Raw genomic sequence first — 16,165 nt, 5'->3', positions numbered from 1 at the left:
AACGACGAGCCTGATGGCAGTGATCGCACCCCCACCGGTGCTGCCCGAGCGACCGGAGGCCGCGCCGCCGGAGAAGGTCGAGCGGTGGCCGAGCCTGCGCCGCAAGTTCGACGTGAGTGGCACCCCGTACCTCTATATCGCACCGTTCTTCGTGGTGTTCGCGGCGTTCGGGCTGTTCCCGTTGCTCTACACGGGCTGGATGGCCGTCACCCAGTGGAACCGGGACATCCCCGGCAGTGACGACACGTTCGTCGGGCTGGGCAACTTCGTGCGGCTCATCCACGACGACTTCTTCTGGAACGCGCTGCGCAACACCGCCGTGATCGGCCTGCTGGGCACCGTGCCGCAGCTGCTGCTCGCGATGTGGATCGCCCACCTGCTGCAACGCAAGATGCGAGGCCGCACCCTGCTGCGGATGGGCGTGCTGCTGCCCAACATCACCTCGGTGGCCGCTGTCGGCGTGATCTTCGCCCAGCTGTTCGGGCGGGACGTCGGCCTGATCAACTGGGTGCTCAGCCTGGTCGGCCTGGGCAAGGTCGACTGGCAGGCGGGCACCTGGCAGTCGTGGGTGGCTCTGGCAGTCATCCTGACCTGGCGCTGGACCGGCTACAACGCCCTGATCTACCTCGCCGCGTTGCAGGCCGTGTCGGACGACCTCTACGAGGCGGCTGACCTCGACGGCGCCGGCCAGTTCCGGAAGTTCCGGACCATCACCGTCCCGGCGCTGCGCCCGACCATCATCTTCAGCGTGATCATGTCGACCATCGGCACGATCCAGCTGTTCACCGAACCACTGATGTTCAACCCGGGCATGAGCCCGACCGGCGGCGACTCCCGCCAGTTCCAGACCCTCGCCATGTACGTGTACGAGCAGTTCTGGACCCATGGCAAGTACTCCTACGCCGCCACGGTCTCCTGGGCCATGTTCATGATCATCGTGCTGGCGGTCGGCGTGAACTACCTGCTGTCCCGACGTATTCGGAGCTCCTCATGACGACCCTGATCCCGGTTTCCCGTGCCATGACCGGCGGCCGCCGGGTCCGCGGGCGGACCGCGGCGCCGGCCCAGCGCCGCGCCGGAAAGAGGACCTACCTGCTGCTGGGGCTCATCGCCGCGGTGTCGGCGTTCCCCCTGTACTGGTCGGTGGTCGCGGCATCCAACGACAACTCCGTGGCGGGGAGCTGGCCACCCCGGCTGCTGCCCGGCAGCCACCTGTGGGAGAACCTGCAGCGGGCGTACACCCAGGCGAACTTCAGCCTCGCACTGCTCAACTCGATCATCGTTGCGACCGTGGTCACGGTCAGCGTCGTGCTCACCAGCACGCTGGCCGGTTTCGCGTTCGCGAAGCTCAAGTTCCGCGGCCGCAACGCCCTGCTCGGGTTCCTGCTCGTGACGATGATGGTGCCGGTCCAGCTGGGCATTATCCCGCTGTACATCATGATGTCGCAGTGGCTGGGCTGGACCGGGCACCTGCAGGCGGTCATCGTCCCGGCGGCCACCTCCGCGTTCGGCGTCTTCCTGATGCGCCAGTACCTCTCCGACGCGCTGCCCGACGCGCTGCTGGAGGCCGGCCGGATGGACGGATGCTCGACGCACCGGCTGTACTGGCACGTCGTGCTGCCGGCGGCGCGGCCCGTCGCCGCGGTGCTCGCGCTGTTCACCTTCATGAACGCCTGGAACGACTTCTTCTGGCCGCTGCTGGCGCTGGGCCAGAGCAACCCGACCGCCCAGGTCGCACTGTCCACACTGGCCGGTGGCTACTACATGGACTACTCGCTCGTGCTCGCCGGGACCCTGATCAGCACGGCGCCCGTGCTGCTGGTGTTCCTCTTCCTCGGCAAGCAGATCATCGGCGGGATCATGCAGGGTGCGGTGAAGGCGTGACCTGGACGGTCTGGCTCATCCCGCACTTCCACTACGACCCGGTGTGGTGGAACACCCAGTCCGCGTACACCCAGACGTGGGACGAACCGCAGGATCAACAGGCCGCCGACGAGGGCCAGGCGCGCTACGCCTGGCCCGGGCACAGCGCGTTCAGCCTCGTCAAGGCGCACCTGGCGAAGGTCCAGGAGGATCCGCGGTACAGCGTGATCCTTGCCGAGGTCGACTACCTCAAGCCGTATTGGGACACCTTTCCCGAGGACCGGGAGCTCATCCGGCGACTGATCGCCGACGGCCGCCTGGAGCTGGTCGGCGGCACCTACAACGAACCCAACACCAACCTCACCGGCATCGAGACGACGATCCGCAACGCCGTGCACGGCACCGGGTTCCAGCGGCACGTCGTCGGGGGCGTCCCGGCCACCGCGTGGCAGCTGGACGTCTTCGGCCACGATCCGCAGTTCGCGCAGGTGATGGCCGGCGCGGGGCTGACCTCGATCGCGTTCGCCCGCGGCCCCTACCACCAGTGGGGGCCGATGCTGACCAGCTGGAACATCCGCGAGCACCGCAAGCCGTTCGCGCCGGTCCAGTTCCCCACCGAGTTCGAGTGGGTGTCGCCCGGCGGGGACGGCCTGCTCACCCACTACATGGCCGGCCACTACTCGGCCGGCTTCAGCCTCGACGCCGCCCAGGACCCGCAGACCGCGGCGGGGGAGCTGCACGAGCTGTTCACCCAGCTGAGTCCGGCCGCCGCGACCCGCAACGTCATGATCCCGCTCGGCAGCGACTTCAGCCCTCCCATGCGCTGGGTCACCGACCTGCACGCCGCCTGGGAGCAACGGTTTCCGCAGGTGCGGCTGCGGTACGGCCTGCCACGCGACTTCTTCGCCGCCGTGCGGGACGAGCTCGCCGCGCGCGGCGTGCACGCCACGCCGCAGACCCGCGACATGAACCCGATCTACACCGGCAAGGACGTCACCGCGATCGACACCAAGCAGGCCCACCGCCTGGTGGAGACGCTCCTGCTGGATGCCGAGAAGTGGGCCACGTTCGCCGCGCTGCACGGCGCCGCCTACCCCGCCGCGGCCGTCGACAAGGCGTGGCGGCTGCTGCTGTTCGGCGCGCACCACGACGCGGTCACCGGCACCCAGTCCGACCAGGTCTACCTCGACCTGGTCGCCGGCTGGCGCGAGGCGCACGACCTGGCCGCCGGCGTGGACCGGTCGGCCCGCCGGCACCTGACCCGGCACGTCGACACCCGCGGGGAGGGCACGGCCGTCGTCGTGTTCAACCCCCTCGCGCACCCCCGGACGGACACCGTCGGCCTGGAGATCGACCTCGACCCGGCCGCGGGCGTCACGCTCACCGACGACGGCGGGGTCCCGGTCCCGTACCTCACCGAGGCCCTCACACCCGCCGCCGACGGCCGGCCGGGCCGGGCGCTGCTGCGGTGGGTCGCACGCGACATGCCGTCGATGGGCTACCGCACCTACCGCCTGCTGCCCGGCACCACGGAGCCGTCGGCGTCCACGTGGCGCACCGTCTCGCAACTCGCCGAGGCGACCGGCATCGCCAACGACCGCTACCGGGTCCGGGCGGATCCCGCGCGGGGCGGCGCCCTGACCGAGATCACCGACCTCGCCGCCGGCCGGGACCTCCTCCCGCCGGGCCGGGTCGGCAACGAGCTGGTCTGCGTCGCCGAGCACCGCGACCACCCCGAGTTCGGCGAGGGCCCGTGGCACCTGCTCCCGCACGCCGTCGCCTGGCGCAGCACGGACACCGCGGCGACCGTCACCGTCGAGCGCTGCCCGATCGGCGAGCGCATCACGGCCACCGCGGAGGTCGACGGATGCCGCTACACGCAGCAGACGACCCTGTGGCACGGCATCGACCGCATCGACTTCGCCACGAACATCGACGGGTTCGCCGCCACCGACCGGCTCCTGCGGGTGCGGGTACCTTGCGACGTCCCCGGCGGCATGCCCGTCAGCGAGACCGCCGCCGCCGTCATCGGCCGCGGCTACGCCCTGCTCGACGCCGACGCGGCAGAGCACCCCCGGACCCTGGACAACACCGCGCACCAGTGGTTCGGCCTCGGCGCGGCGTTGACTGTACGTCTGCACGCTCCACAGGAACGCTCCGAGCGCTCGCGTGCGGTGTCCATCGCCGAGCTCGTCGTCCCCGACGGCGACGAGGGCCTGCCGTCGACCCGGCGGCTCGCGGTCGCGCTGGCCCGGGCGGGGGTCACCGCCACCGTGACGGGAGCGACGGGAAACCGGTACGGCGCGCTGGACACCGACTCCAACCTCCCCGACTGCCGCGTGGCGGTCGGCACCCCGCAGCGCAACGGGTTCGTCGCCGAGCTTCTCGACCGGGCACCGGCGCCGTACGCCGCCGAACTGGCCGCCCAGCTCGCGGCCACCGGCACGGCCCGCCTCTGGATCCCGGCCGAGCGGCCGCTCGGTGAGATCTGGCGGCCCGGCGCCGACGTGCGCGCGATCCGGGACCTGCCCGTCCTGCTGGTCGCCGGCACCGACGCGGACGCCGAACGGAAGGCCCTCGCCGGGCTCCTCGACGACCTCGGCGACGCGAACGTGCACGTGACGCAGCCGTCCGAGCTGCACCACGGCGAGACGGCCGGCGAGGACTACGCCGTCGCGCTGCTCAACCGCGGCACCCCCGGCTTCGCGGTCGAGCCCGACGGCACGCTGAACATGTCGCTGACCCGCGCGAGCACCGGCTGGCCCACCGGAACCGCGATCAACTTCCCGGACCTCAACGCGCCGGGCGGGCGCAGCTTCCAGCACCTCACCAGCAGGCGCTTCGAGTACCACCTGGTGAGCGGCGCCGGCGGATGGCGTGCCGCAGGGTTCGTCGCCGCCGGCGAGTCCGTCAACCATCCGCTCGCCGCGACCGCCGCACCGGCCGGCGACGGGGCGCTGCCGGCCACCGGATCCCTGTTGAGCGTCGAGCCCGCCGGGGACTTCGTCGTCACCGCGGTCAAACCGCGGGGCGAGCCGCTCGCCACCGGCTCCGCGGTGCCCGCCGACCCGTGCGGCAGCCTGATCGTCCGCGGCTACGAGCCGCACGGCCGGTCCGGCAGCGTCGCGATCCGCCTCGCCGCCGGTATCGCCGCGGCCGCGACCGCCGACCTGCTCGACCGCTCCGGCGCGCCCGTCGAGCACGACGGCCGGCAGCTGCGGCTGGACGTCGAGGGGTACCGGATCACGTCGCTGGCCCTGTCACCGGCTCGCGCCGAACGGGGCGGGACGCCGATCGCGGCGGCCACCGAACCGGTGCAGCCCGTGTTCACCCGCTACTGGCTGCACAACTGCGGCCCCGCCCCCATGGGGAACCTGCCGGTCACGCTCACCCTCCGGCCGGACGACCGGCCAGGGGACGGCGTGCGGATGTGCGCGCAGATCGTCTGCGACGACACCGACGCCGGCTACGGCGGGGACCTGCTCGTCGAGGCGCCGGAGGGGTGGACCGCCACCCCCCGGTCGAGGTCCGTGACCGTCGCCGCGGATGGCCACGTCAGCGTGCCGGTCACCGTCACGGCTCCCGACGACGCCGAGCCCGGCTGGTATGCGGTCGCGGCGAGCATCACCCACCAGGGCCAGCAGCTCCAGGACACCCTCGTCGTGCCCGTCGGCCGGCCCGCGCCGGGACCGTTGCTGCACGCACACGCCGATGTCACGGAGCTCATCCTGGCCCCCGGGGCACGCGGTCATGTCCGCGTGCGGGTGAGCCACGACCTGCGTACGCCGCTGCGGGGGCACGCCCAGCTCATCACCCCGCACTACATCTGGCCGCTGACGGGCGAGCCGATCCAGGGCTTCACCGTCGCGTCCGGGTCCACGCTGAGCGTCGAGTTCCCGGTCACCGTCCCGGTCGGGACGCCACCCGGGGAGTTCTGGGCCCAGCCCAAGCTCAGCGCCTACGGCCGGATCGCCTACAGCGAACCCGTCCGCATCGTCGTCCGCGCCGCCCCCTGATCCGGGCGGTCAGCGGTCGGCGCCACCGGGGGAAGCCACGACGGCGGTGGAGGCGCGGGGGATGTCGCGGCCCGGATGGCTGCTGTTCGGGGGAGTGCGGGCACCCACGCCGGCCGGCTACTCCCAGCGGAGTACGCCGGCGCAGTAGCCGCTTCCCCGACTGTCTCCAGCGGGCGGACGATTGCGGTGGCCGGTTGCGACAGTCTCGTGGGCATGTCCATCGCATGCACTTCCTCGTCCGGCATGACTGCCGGTGTCACCGGCCGCCGGGCGCTGCGTACGGCGGCCCTCGGGGCATTCGGCTTCGACCTGTTCTACGTGGTCCATCGGCTGCTGCAAGGGCTCGGTCCGGACGGGGACACCCCCGCTGCTGTCGCCGCGTTCAACGTGGCGCACCGGTCGGCGCTGGTGGCCAGCGAGGTCGCCGTCGGCGCGGCGTTGCTGGCGGCGAACGTGTTCGTCGCGGCCCTGGCCCCGGTCATCCGTAGGGCCGGTCAGGACACGCTTGCCACCGCGATCGCGATCGTCGGCACGGTGTTCGTCGCGCTCGGGTTCGTGTCCCAGGCCGCCGAAACCGCGCTCGTCGGAGCGTCCGACGCGGGCGACCTGTCGGCGGTGCTGGCACTGAACCAGCTGCAAGGGCGCACGCCGGTCGTGTGGAGCATCACCGCGCTCACCGCCGTGGTCTCCCTCAGCGCGCTTCGCACCGGACTGCTGCCGAGGTGGCTCGGCGCCGGCGGGCTCGTCGCGGCCGGCGTGTTCGCCCGGACGTCGTGCTGATGGACATCCGGATGCCCGATGTGGACGGTGTCACCGCCACGCGACTGATCACCGGCGACGCCCAGCTGTCCGGGGTCCGGGTTCTGGTGCTGACCACGTTCGCCGAGGAGGACGACGTGTTCGCCGCCCTGCGCTCCGGCGCCAGCGGCTTCCTGGTCAAGGACACCGACCCGGACGAACTGGTACAGGCGGTGCGCGTGGTGGCCCGCGGCGACGCGCTGCTGTCGCCGAGCGTCACTCGGGCGGTGATCCGCCGCTCGGTCCAGTCCGGGCAGCCCGCGGTCAGGCGGAGGCCCGAGCCGCCGGAGCTGGCCCTGCTCACCGCCCGGGAGCGGGAGGTGGTGCAACTCGTCGCGGCCGGACTGAGCAACGACGACATCGCGGTCCGCCTGGTGGTCAGCCCGCTCACCGCGAAGACCCACGTGGCGCGCGCGATGGCGAAGGTCGGTGCGCGGGACCGGGCGCAATTGGTGGTCTTCGCCTACCAGAACGGCCTGGTCACCCCCGACGGGTACGACGCCGGGAGCGCGAGCCGGTAGCAGGCCGCTCCGGACCGTGTTTCGCCGCCTCCAGCGCTGGCACTACCGCGCCCAGGTGCGGGGATGCCGCCGAGGGTGACGATCTCCACACGCTGCTTGATACCCCCGGGGGTATATTGGGGCCGAGGCCGGCGTGCGTTCCGCGCATACCCCCAGGGGTATCGTTGAGGAGTTCCGGTGACCGACGAAAGGTGACAAACGCGATGACGATCGACGTCGAGGTCGTGGCGACCTCGTCCCTGGGTGACCGCAGCTACCTGGCCCACGACGGCCAGGTCGCGGTGGTGGTCGACCCGCAGCGCGACATCGACCGCGTCCTGGCGCTGGCCGGCCGGCTCGGCGTGCGCATCACGCACGTCGTGGAGACCCATCTGCACAACGACTACGTCTCCGGCGGGCTGGCTCTGGCGAAGGTGACCGGCGCGGCGTACCTGGTGGCGGCGGCCGACGCGGTGGCCTTCCACCGGGTGGCGGTGACCGACGGCGACGAGATCACCGTGTCCGGGCAGTTGCGGCTGGCAGTGGTGGCAACGCCGGGACACACGTTCCACCATCTGTCGTACGTGCTGCACGGCCCGACCGGACCCGTCGGGGTGTTCACCGGCGGATCGTTGCTGTTCGGTACCACCGGCCGAACCGACCTGCTCGGCAAGGAGCACGCCCACACCCTGGCCCGGCATCAGCACGCCTCCGCCCGCCGGTTGGCCGACCTGCTGCCCGACGGTGCGCAGGTGTGGCCCACGCACGGGTTCGGCAGCTTCTGCTCGGCCACCCAGTCCGACGCGTCGGAGTCCACCATCGGCAGGGAGCGGTCCGCCAACCCGGTGCTGCGGCTGGAGGCCGACGACTTCGTCACCACGACCCTTGCCGGGCTGGACGCCTACCCCGCGTACTACGCCCACATGGGCGCCCGCAACGCCGACGGCGCCGACGCGATCGACCTGACCCCCGTCCGGCCCGCGAGCGCCGACGAGCTGCGTGCCCGGATCGCCGCGGGGGAGTGGGTGGTGGACCTGCGCTCGCGCAAGGCGTTCGCCCGCCAGCACCTGACCGGCACGCTGAGCTTCGGCCTGGACGGGCCGATGTCCACCTGGCTGGGCTGGCTGGCCCCGTGGGGCGCCCCGATCACCCTGCTCGGGGAGTCACCGGAGCAGGTCGCCGCCGCACAGCGGGAACTGGCCCGGATCGGCATCGACCGCCCCGCCGCCGCGGCCACCGGCACCCCCCGGCAGTTGGCCGGCGGCGACGCCTCGCGGCTGGGCGAGCTGACCACCGCCACCTTCGCCGACCTGGCCGCCGCCCGCGACGGCCGTCCCCCGCACGGACTGCCCGCTCCCGACGTCGTGCTCGACGTGCGTATGAGCAACGAGTGGCGCGCCGGCCACATCGACGGCGCGGCGCACATCCCGCTGCCCGACCTGCCGCACCGCCTCGACGCCGTGCCTGACGGGGTGATCTGGGTGCACTGCGGCTCCGGCTACCGGGCGGCGGCAGCGACCAGCCTGCTGGTCCGCGCCGGCCGCCGCGTCGTGCACATCGACGACGCCTACGCGCAGGCCGCTGCGGCGGGCCTGCCCACCGTCACCACCGACAAGGAAGACATCTGATCGTGGCCAGCACCTCCACCCTGCCCGTCGACGACCTGCGCCACCTCGTGGAATCCGGCGGCACGCCCCGCCTCATCGACGTGCGCACCCCGGGCGAGTTCGAGACCGCCCACATCCCCGGCTCCTACAACGTCCCCCTCGACCTGCTCCGCGAGCACCGCGACGAACTGCTCGCCCACCTCGACGAACAGGTCGTGCTGGTCTGCCGTTCCGGACAGCGGGCCGGCCAGGCCGAACAGGCCCTCGCCGCGGCCGGGCTGCCCAACCTGCGTGTGCTCGACGGCGGGATGACCGCCTGGCAGGCCGCCGGCGGGCCGGTTCGCCGCGGCCGGGCCCGATGGGACCTCGAACGCCAGGTCCGGCTGGTCGCCGGCTCGATCGTGCTCGTCGCGGTCCTGCTCAGCGTGGTGGCGGCGCCGGTGAAGTGGATCGCCGGTCTCGTCGGCGCCGGGCTGACCGTCGCCGCGCTGTCGGGCACCTGCGTGATGGGGATGCTGCTGGCCAAGCTGCCCTACAACCGAGGCCCTCGCACCGACCTGGACAGCGTCATCAGGTCGTTGGCCGCCGACCGGCCGTGACCGCCACGAGAGCGGCCACCGCCGCGGCCGGCCGTACCGGCGAGAGCGGCGGGCACACCCCGCGAGGCGCCGCCGGCGACCTGCCGATCCCACAGAGGAGCTCACGATGATCGCGGCACTCGGCCTGGGCGCCGTGATCGGCATCCTGCTCGGCCTGCTCGGCGGCGGCGGCTCGATCCTGGCCGTGCCGGCCCTCGTCTACGGCGTCGGACTGCCGCTGCGCGCGGCGGTGCCGACCTCCCTGCTCGTGGTCGGGCTCTCCTCGGCCGCCGCCGTGCTGCCCCGGCTGCGTGCCGGACAGGTGCGCCGGCGCATCGCCGCCGTGTTCGGCGCCGCCGGCGCGGTGTCGGCGTTCGCAGGCGCCGCGGTCAACCGGCTGCTCGACCCTCGGATCGTGCTGATCGGGTTCGCGGTCATGATGGTCGCCGCCGGGATACGGATGCTGCGCCGGCAGGGCGGCGAGGGCGGGGACTGCGCCCTGCCCAGCGGCGGGGTGAACTGGCGCGGCTGCCTGCCCAAGTCCGTCGGTGCCGGCGTCACCGTCGGGTTCCTCACCGGCCTGTTCGGCGTCGGCGGCGGGTTCCTCATCATCCCCGCCCTCGTCCTGCTGCTCGGCCTGCCGATGACCGCAGCGGTCGGCACGTCCCTGGTCATCATCGTGATCAACTCGGTGGCCGGGTTCGTCGCGCACGCCGGCGACACCACCATCGACTACAGGATCGCGGCTGGTTTCACCGCCGCGGCGATCGTCGGCTCGCTGGTCGCCGCCCGCGTCGCCACCCGGCTGCCCGCCGACCGGCTGCGCCGCTGGTTCGCCTACCTCGTCTTCGTCATCGCGGCGTTCGTGGTGACCCAGACCCTGCTCCACCCGGCCGCCGGCTGAGGTCGCGTCGTCAGGCCAGCGACAGGAACAGCTTCTCCAGCTGGGCGACGTCGATCGCCGGCTCCCGGTCGTCCGCCTCCGCGGTGACACACTGCCGCAGCCCCGTGGCGATGATCTTGAAGCCGGCCCGGTCGAGCGCCCGGGACACGGCCGCGAGCTGGGTGACCACCTCCGCGCAGTCCCGGCCGTCCTCGATCATCGCGATCACGCCGCGGATCTGGCCCTCGGCGCGCCGCAGCCGCTTGATGACGTCGCCGAGGGCGTCCTGGTCGATCTGCATGCCCGCTCCTCACCACGCTTTGCCGTTCAGGATACCCCCTGGGGTACACCGTGCGGCGTGTCGGCGATCACCGCAGATCACGTCGCGGCCCAGGCCGCTGATGTGCATGGGTGTGGGCGTCCCCTCGCCCGGAAAGTGGGCATCAGTACGGTAGAGGTGGGGATCAGACCGTCCGCGGAGGTGTCGGATGGGGGCAGGCGAAGTGCTGCCGGGCGGGGTTCCACCTGACCGCGTACTCCACGAGAGTGAGCGCACGCGGATCAGTCGGGTGTCGGTTGGTGGGCGCGTCGTCATCCGCAAGGAGCCGCTGGGGCCGGGTGCGGCGCGGCGGGTGCAGCACGAGGTGGCGATCCTCGAGCGCCTGCGCGGTGTTCGGGGCGTCGTCCAGGTCGCGGATACGCCATGGTGTCCGGGGGCGGTCAGCATGGCCGACGTCGGCGGCACGAGTCTGAGTGCGTTGGCGAAGCCCATGGCGGTCGCGGAGCTGATCGCGCTGGCGACGGGGCTGGCCCGCGCGGTGGCGGGGATGCACCGCCGGGGTGTGCTGCACCGCGACATCACGCCGGCGAACGTCCTGGTCTGCCGGGACGGCGCGCCGTGCCTGGTCGACTTCGCCCTGGCGTCGTCGCTGGCGCAGATCCGCCCGGAGTTCACCCACCACAGCGAGATCGTGGGGACGCTGGCGTACCTGGCGCCGGAGCAGACCGGGCGCACCGGCTGGCCGGTGGATCAGCGGGCCGACCTCTACGCGTTGGGTGCGACGCTGTACGAGCTGGCGACGGGTGAGCCGCCGTTCGGCTCCGGCGACCCGCTGCGGCTGACACACGATCACCTCGCGCGGGTGCCGGTTCCGCCGGCTCAGGTGAACCCGGCCCTGCCGGAGCCGCTGTCCGAGATCGTCATGCACCTGCTGGAGAAGGAGCCGGGCAACCGGTATCAGACGGCCGACGGCCTGGTGCACGACCTGGAGCGGCTGCGCGACGCCGGCCCGGCGGCGGCCGGGCTGCGGGTCGGCGAGCGTGATGTGCCGCTGCGGCTGATGCCGCCGTCGCGGCTGGTGGGACGCGACGCGGAGGTGGCGACGCTGGCCGCGGCGTTCGAGGAGGCGCTGGCCGGCCGGTGCCGTGGGGTGCTGGTCAGCGGCGCGCCGGGGGTTGGGAAGACGTCGCTCGTCGATGCACTGCGCCCGGTGGTGACCGGCGGCGACGGCTGGTTCGTGCGGGGCAAGTTCGACCAGTACCGGCGCGACCTGGAGTTCGACGCGCTGCATCAGGCGTTTCGTGGGCTGGGTCAGCTGTTGCTGGCCGAGCCGGAGGAGGAACTGGCCGAGGTCCGCGAGCGGATTCTGCGCGCGGCGGGGTCGAATGCCGGCCAGCTGGCCGCGGTGGTGCCGGAGTTCGCGGCGCTGCTGGGGGTGGTGCCCGATCCGGGCGATCCGCTGACCGCGCAGACACGGGTGCAGCGCACGTCGGTGGAGGCGTTGCGGGCGATCGCCTCGCGCAAGCGGCCGATGGTGGTGTTCGCCGACGACCTGCAGTGGGCGGGGCGCACGCCGCTGGGCATGGTCGACCTCATGCTGAGCGAGGAGCCGGTCGAGGGCCTGTTGCTGGTGGCCGCCTACCGGGACGGTGAGGTGGACGCGGCCCATCCCCTGGCGGCGCCGCTGGCGCGGTGGCGGGACCAGGCAGGGGTGCGGCACCTGCGGCTGGTCGACCTGCCTGTCCCCGGCACGGTCGCCATCGTCGCGGACATGCTCCGCGTGCCGCGGGCCGAGGCGGCCGGCCTGGTGCGGCTGATCGACCCGTTTGTGTCCGGCAATCCGTACGAGACGGTGGAACTGCTCAACTCGCTGCGGCGCGACGGTGCGCTGACCGCGACCGCTGCCGGGTGGCGGTGGGACCCGGCGGCCGTGCGGGCCCGGCTGGGCCGGTCGGAGGTCGCCGGGTTGCCGGCGGCGGGTGTCGCGGCGGTCCCCGGGCCGACGCGGCGGGTGGTGGAGGCGATGGCGTGCCTCGGCGGGCGGGGTGAGCTGAGCCTGTTGCAGGCCGCCACCGGCGTACCGGCGGGCGTGCTGGAACAGCGGCTGGCGCCGGCGCTCGCCGAGGGGCTTCTGGTGGTGGAGGCCGGTGCGCATCAGGGCGTGCGGTTTCGTCACGACCGGATCCGCGACGGGGTCCTGCGCGGGCTGGCGCCCGGGCGTCGGGCCACGTTGCAGCTGGACATGGCGCGGCGGCTGGCGTGCGTGCCGGAGTTGTTCGCGGCGGCGGCCGAGCAGTACCTGCCGGTGATCGACGCCGTCGAGGATGCCGCGGAGCGCAGGCGGGTGGTGGGCCTGCTGCGGCGAGCCGCCGGCCAGGCGGCCTTGATCGGCGACTACATCCTGGTCAACGCGCTGCTGGCCGCCGCGGTGCCGCTCGTCGATCCCGGCGACGTCACCACGCTCGTCGAGGTCAGCACCACACGCCACCGCGCCCTGTACAGCGTGGGCCGCCTGGAGGAGGCGGACGAGGAGTACCGCACGATCGCGGGGCTGTGTCCCACGGCCCTGGGCCGGGTGGACGCGACGGTGGTGCAGGCGCGCAGCCTGATGCACCGCAACCGCAGCCGGGAGGCGATCACGCTGGGCCTGGAGTCGCTGCGTGAGCTCGGCCTCGCCGTCCCGGCTGCGGACCGGCTCGCCGAGGAGGTCGACCGCCAGATCACCCTGCTGTACCGGTGGCTGGAGCACACCGAAGACGCCGATGAGCTGGCCCGCCCGGACCTCACCGACCCGACGCTGCTCGCCGTGGCCCGGGTGATCAGCGCGATCCTGGGGGCGGTCTACTTCGCCGCCGACCAGGCCACGTTCGACTGGTTGAGTCTGGAGTCGCTGCGGATCTGGATCGAGTACGGCCCCGCCCGCCCGCTGCTCGGCCCGGCCAGCCACACCGCCTTCACCGCCATGGCGACCTTCAGCGACTACGCCGCCGGGTGGCGGGTGATGCGGCGGGTCCTGGCACTGGGTGAGGCGCGCGGCTACGAACCCGAGACCTCCCAGGTGCGCTTCCTGTCCTCCCTGGTGGGCTGCTGGTCCGAACCGGTCGAACGCACCGTCGAGCAGGCCCGGCAGGCCCGGGAGGGGCTGATCACCGGGGGCGAGCTGGCCAACGCCCTGCACACGTACTTCGTGATCAGCGGGGCACTGCTGGACTGCGCGCCGCTGGACACCTGCCTGGCCGAGGTGGACGCCGGGCTGGCCTTCGCGCAGCAGACCGGCGGCGCGCACATCCGCGAGACGCTCGACAGCTACCGGTGGCTGGCCGGCGTGCTGCGCGGCGACCGGTCCAGCAGGGCCGGCTGGGCGCTCCCGGCGGACAGGTATGCCGACAACCCGCTGGCCGAGCTCCACGCGCATGCGACCCGCGCGCTCGCCGCCGCCGTCTTCGGTGATCCGGCCGCCCTGACCCGGCACGCCACGGCGGCGACGCCGCTGCTGCCGGCATCCCCGGGCGTCTACATCGCGGCCCTGGTCCACCTGCTGCACGGGCTGGCGCTCGCCGGGCAGGTCCGCGCCGCCGCCGGGGCAGAGCGGGACGGCCCGCTGCGGGCACTGGATGAGGAGGTGCGCTGGATGGCCGCCCGTGCCAGGGACATGCAGGTCAACTTCCAGCACCTGCTGCGGCTGCTCGAGGCTGAGCGGGCCTGGGCGGTCGGTGACTTCCGCGCCGCCGTCCTCGCCTTCGACGCCGCGCTGCGCCACGTCATCGAGCGGCAGCGCCCATGGCACCGCGCCCTGATCTCCGAACGCGCGGCCCGGTTTCTCCTCGACCACGGCGTCGAACGCGCCGGCTACGGCCTGCTCGTCGAGGCCCGCCAGGACTACCTCGACTGGGGCGCCACCGCGAAGGTCACCCAACTGGACTGGGCCTACCCGAAACTGCGGCTCCAACCTGATCCGAGCGTCGGCCCGGCGGCCGACCTGTCCCGCCGCCGCGCCACCGTCACGACCGGAACGATCGACCTGCTCGGCATCCTGTCCGCCTCCCAGGCGCTCAGCTCCGAAACCAGTATCGACGGGCTCCATACCCGCCTGGTCAAGGTCCTCAGCGCGATTGGCGGCGCCACCGGTGTCAGTCTCCTCATGCGCAGTGACGACCAAGGCGAGTGGCTCCTGCCCGCGCCCGGGCGCGTCACCCCCGTCACCGGCACCGGCCACGAACAGCTCGCGCCACTGTCCGTCCTGCGATACGCCCAACGGATACCTGCCCCGCTCGTCGTCGACGACGTCACCCGCGACGACCGCTTCTCCCGCGACCCGTACTTCACCGACGTCACCTGCTGCTCCCTGCTCGCCGTGCCGATCGTCGGCCGCGGCACGCTGCGCGCCGTGCTCCTGCTGGAGAACCGCCTCATCCGCGGCGCGTTCACCACTGAACGGCTCGACGCCGTCGAGCTCATCGCCGGTCAACTCGCCGTGTCCCTCGACAACGCCCACCTCTACGCCGAGTACCGCCGCATCGCCAACGAGCAGGCCGCCCTGCGACGCGTCGCCACCCTCGTCGCCCACGGCGTCGGCCCCGGCCCCGTCTTCACCGCGGTGGCCGAGGAGGTCGCGGCCCTCTTCGGCGCCGACAGCACGGCGATCGTCCGGTTCGAGCCGGACGGCGAGGCGACCGCCATGGGCGGCTTCCCGCACGAAGACCCATCACCGGCCGCACGTGCCAAACTCGACGCCGAGTCGGTGCTGGCATCGGTCCAGGCCACCGGCCGGGCGGCCCGCCGCGACGCGGGCCGGCCCAACTGGGCGGACCTTCCCATCCCGTGCCGCTGCGCGGTCGCCAGCCCGATCGCGGTCGAGGGCGCGCTCTGGGGCGCGATCGGCGTCGGATCCCGGCGCCATCGGCTGCCCCAGGACACCGAACGCCGCCTGGCCGACTTCACCGAGCTCGTGGCGACCGCGATCGCCAACGCCGAGAGCCGCACGGAACTCACCACGTCCCGCGCCCGCATCGTCGCCACCGCCGACCAGACGCGCCGGCGCATCGAACGCGACCTGCACGACGGCGCCCAGCAACGCCTCGTCGCGCTCGCCCTGCAGCTGCGCGCGACCCAGGCGACGCTCCCACCCAACCTCGACACGGTCGCCCAGCAACTCGAACAAGCCGTCACCACGGCCACGACCGCCGCCAACGAGCTCCGCGAGACCGCGCACGGCATCCATCCGTCGATCCTCACCGCCGGTGGGCTCCGTCCGGCGCTGCGGTCACTCGCCCGCCGCTCACCGATCCCCGTCGAGCTCAACCTCCAGACGGTGGGACGGCTCCCGGAACCCATCGAGGTCAGCGCCTACTACATCGTCGCCGAGTCACTCACCAACGCGGCGAAACACGCCCACGCATCGAGCATCGCCATCACCGTCACCACGGACCCCGCCCTGCGTGTCAGCGTCCAGGACGACGGCATCGGCGGCGCCGACTTCACCCACGGCACCGGCCTGCTCGGCCTCAAAGACCGCGCCGAGGCGCTCGGCGGCCGCATCACCCTGTACAGCCCGCGCGGCGCCGGCACCCGTCTCAGCGTCGAAATTCCCCTCACAGCGGCGGACTGCGACCCCGGTCAGTGACGCGCTGGTCGTGCCGG

The 16,165-nt window shown here is 72.9% G+C and carries 9 protein-coding genes; 8 read left to right on the top strand and 1 reads right to left on the bottom strand.

Annotated features, from left to right (window positions below; translation table 11 throughout):
• Positions 1-13 precede the first annotated feature (13 nt).
• The 7 genes from ABZ321_RS40335 to ABZ321_RS40305 all read left to right on the top strand — a co-directional run bounded on the left by ABZ321_RS40335 (position 14) and on the right by ABZ321_RS40305 (position 10,266).
• On the top strand, positions 14-994 hold the full coding sequence (locus tag ABZ321_RS40335) for a sugar ABC transporter permease (RefSeq protein ID WP_344513843.1): 981 nt from the start codon (positions 14-16) through the stop codon (positions 992-994).
• Entirely contained in the window at positions 991-1,884 is an 894-nt protein-coding gene (locus ABZ321_RS40330) for a carbohydrate ABC transporter permease (RefSeq protein WP_344513845.1), read from the top strand. The genes ABZ321_RS40335 and ABZ321_RS40330 overlap by 4 nt, the downstream gene beginning before the upstream one ends.
• Positions 1,881-5,879 (top strand): glycoside hydrolase family 38 C-terminal domain-containing protein, encoded by a 3,999-nt coding sequence (locus ABZ321_RS40325; RefSeq protein WP_354900903.1) that lies wholly within the window; start codon positions 1,881-1,883, stop codon positions 5,877-5,879. Before ABZ321_RS40330 ends, ABZ321_RS40325 begins: the two co-directional genes overlap by 4 nt.
• 656 nt (positions 5,880-6,535) lie before the next feature.
• The gene (locus ABZ321_RS40320; RefSeq protein WP_354900901.1) at positions 6,536-7,198 is read left to right on the top strand and encodes a response regulator transcription factor; all 663 of its coding nucleotides are present in this window, start codon (positions 6,536-6,538) and stop codon (positions 7,196-7,198) included.
• A gap of 203 nt (positions 7,199-7,401) precedes the next feature.
• Positions 7,402-8,805, top strand: a complete 1,404-nt coding sequence (locus ABZ321_RS40315; protein WP_344513855.1) for an MBL fold metallo-hydrolase — start codon at positions 7,402-7,404, stop codon at positions 8,803-8,805.
• Positions 8,802-9,383, top strand: a complete 582-nt coding sequence (locus ABZ321_RS40310) for a rhodanese-like domain-containing protein (RefSeq protein WP_354901034.1) — start codon at positions 8,802-8,804, stop codon at positions 9,381-9,383. The genes ABZ321_RS40315 and ABZ321_RS40310 overlap by 4 nt, the downstream gene beginning before the upstream one ends.
• Positions 9,384-9,489: 106 nt before the next feature.
• Complete coding sequence (locus tag ABZ321_RS40305; protein ID WP_354900898.1) at positions 9,490-10,266, top strand: sulfite exporter TauE/SafE family protein; 777 nt, start codon at positions 9,490-9,492, stop codon at positions 10,264-10,266.
• 10 nt (positions 10,267-10,276) lie between these two features.
• Here ABZ321_RS40305 and ABZ321_RS40300 read toward each other — a convergent pair whose 3' ends face one another.
• Positions 10,277-10,546, bottom strand: a complete 270-nt coding sequence (locus ABZ321_RS40300) for a metal-sensitive transcriptional regulator (RefSeq protein WP_344513859.1) — start codon at positions 10,544-10,546, stop codon at positions 10,277-10,279.
• A 268-nt stretch (positions 10,547-10,814) separates the two neighbouring features.
• Here ABZ321_RS40300 and ABZ321_RS40295 point away from each other — a divergent pair, with 268 nt between their 5' ends.
• The gene (locus ABZ321_RS40295; protein ID WP_354900896.1) at positions 10,815-16,148 is read left to right on the top strand and encodes an AAA family ATPase; all 5,334 of its coding nucleotides are present in this window, start codon (positions 10,815-10,817) and stop codon (positions 16,146-16,148) included.
• Positions 16,149-16,165 lie beyond the last annotated feature (17 nt).

The sequence above is a fragment of the Dactylosporangium sp. NPDC006015 genome, from assembly GCF_040614215.1.
Taxonomy (GTDB): Bacteria; Actinomycetota; Actinomycetes; order Mycobacteriales; family Micromonosporaceae; genus Dactylosporangium; species Dactylosporangium maewongense.
Note: the sequence above shows the minus strand (reverse complement) of the source record. Positions and strands in the feature narration are given on the sequence as shown.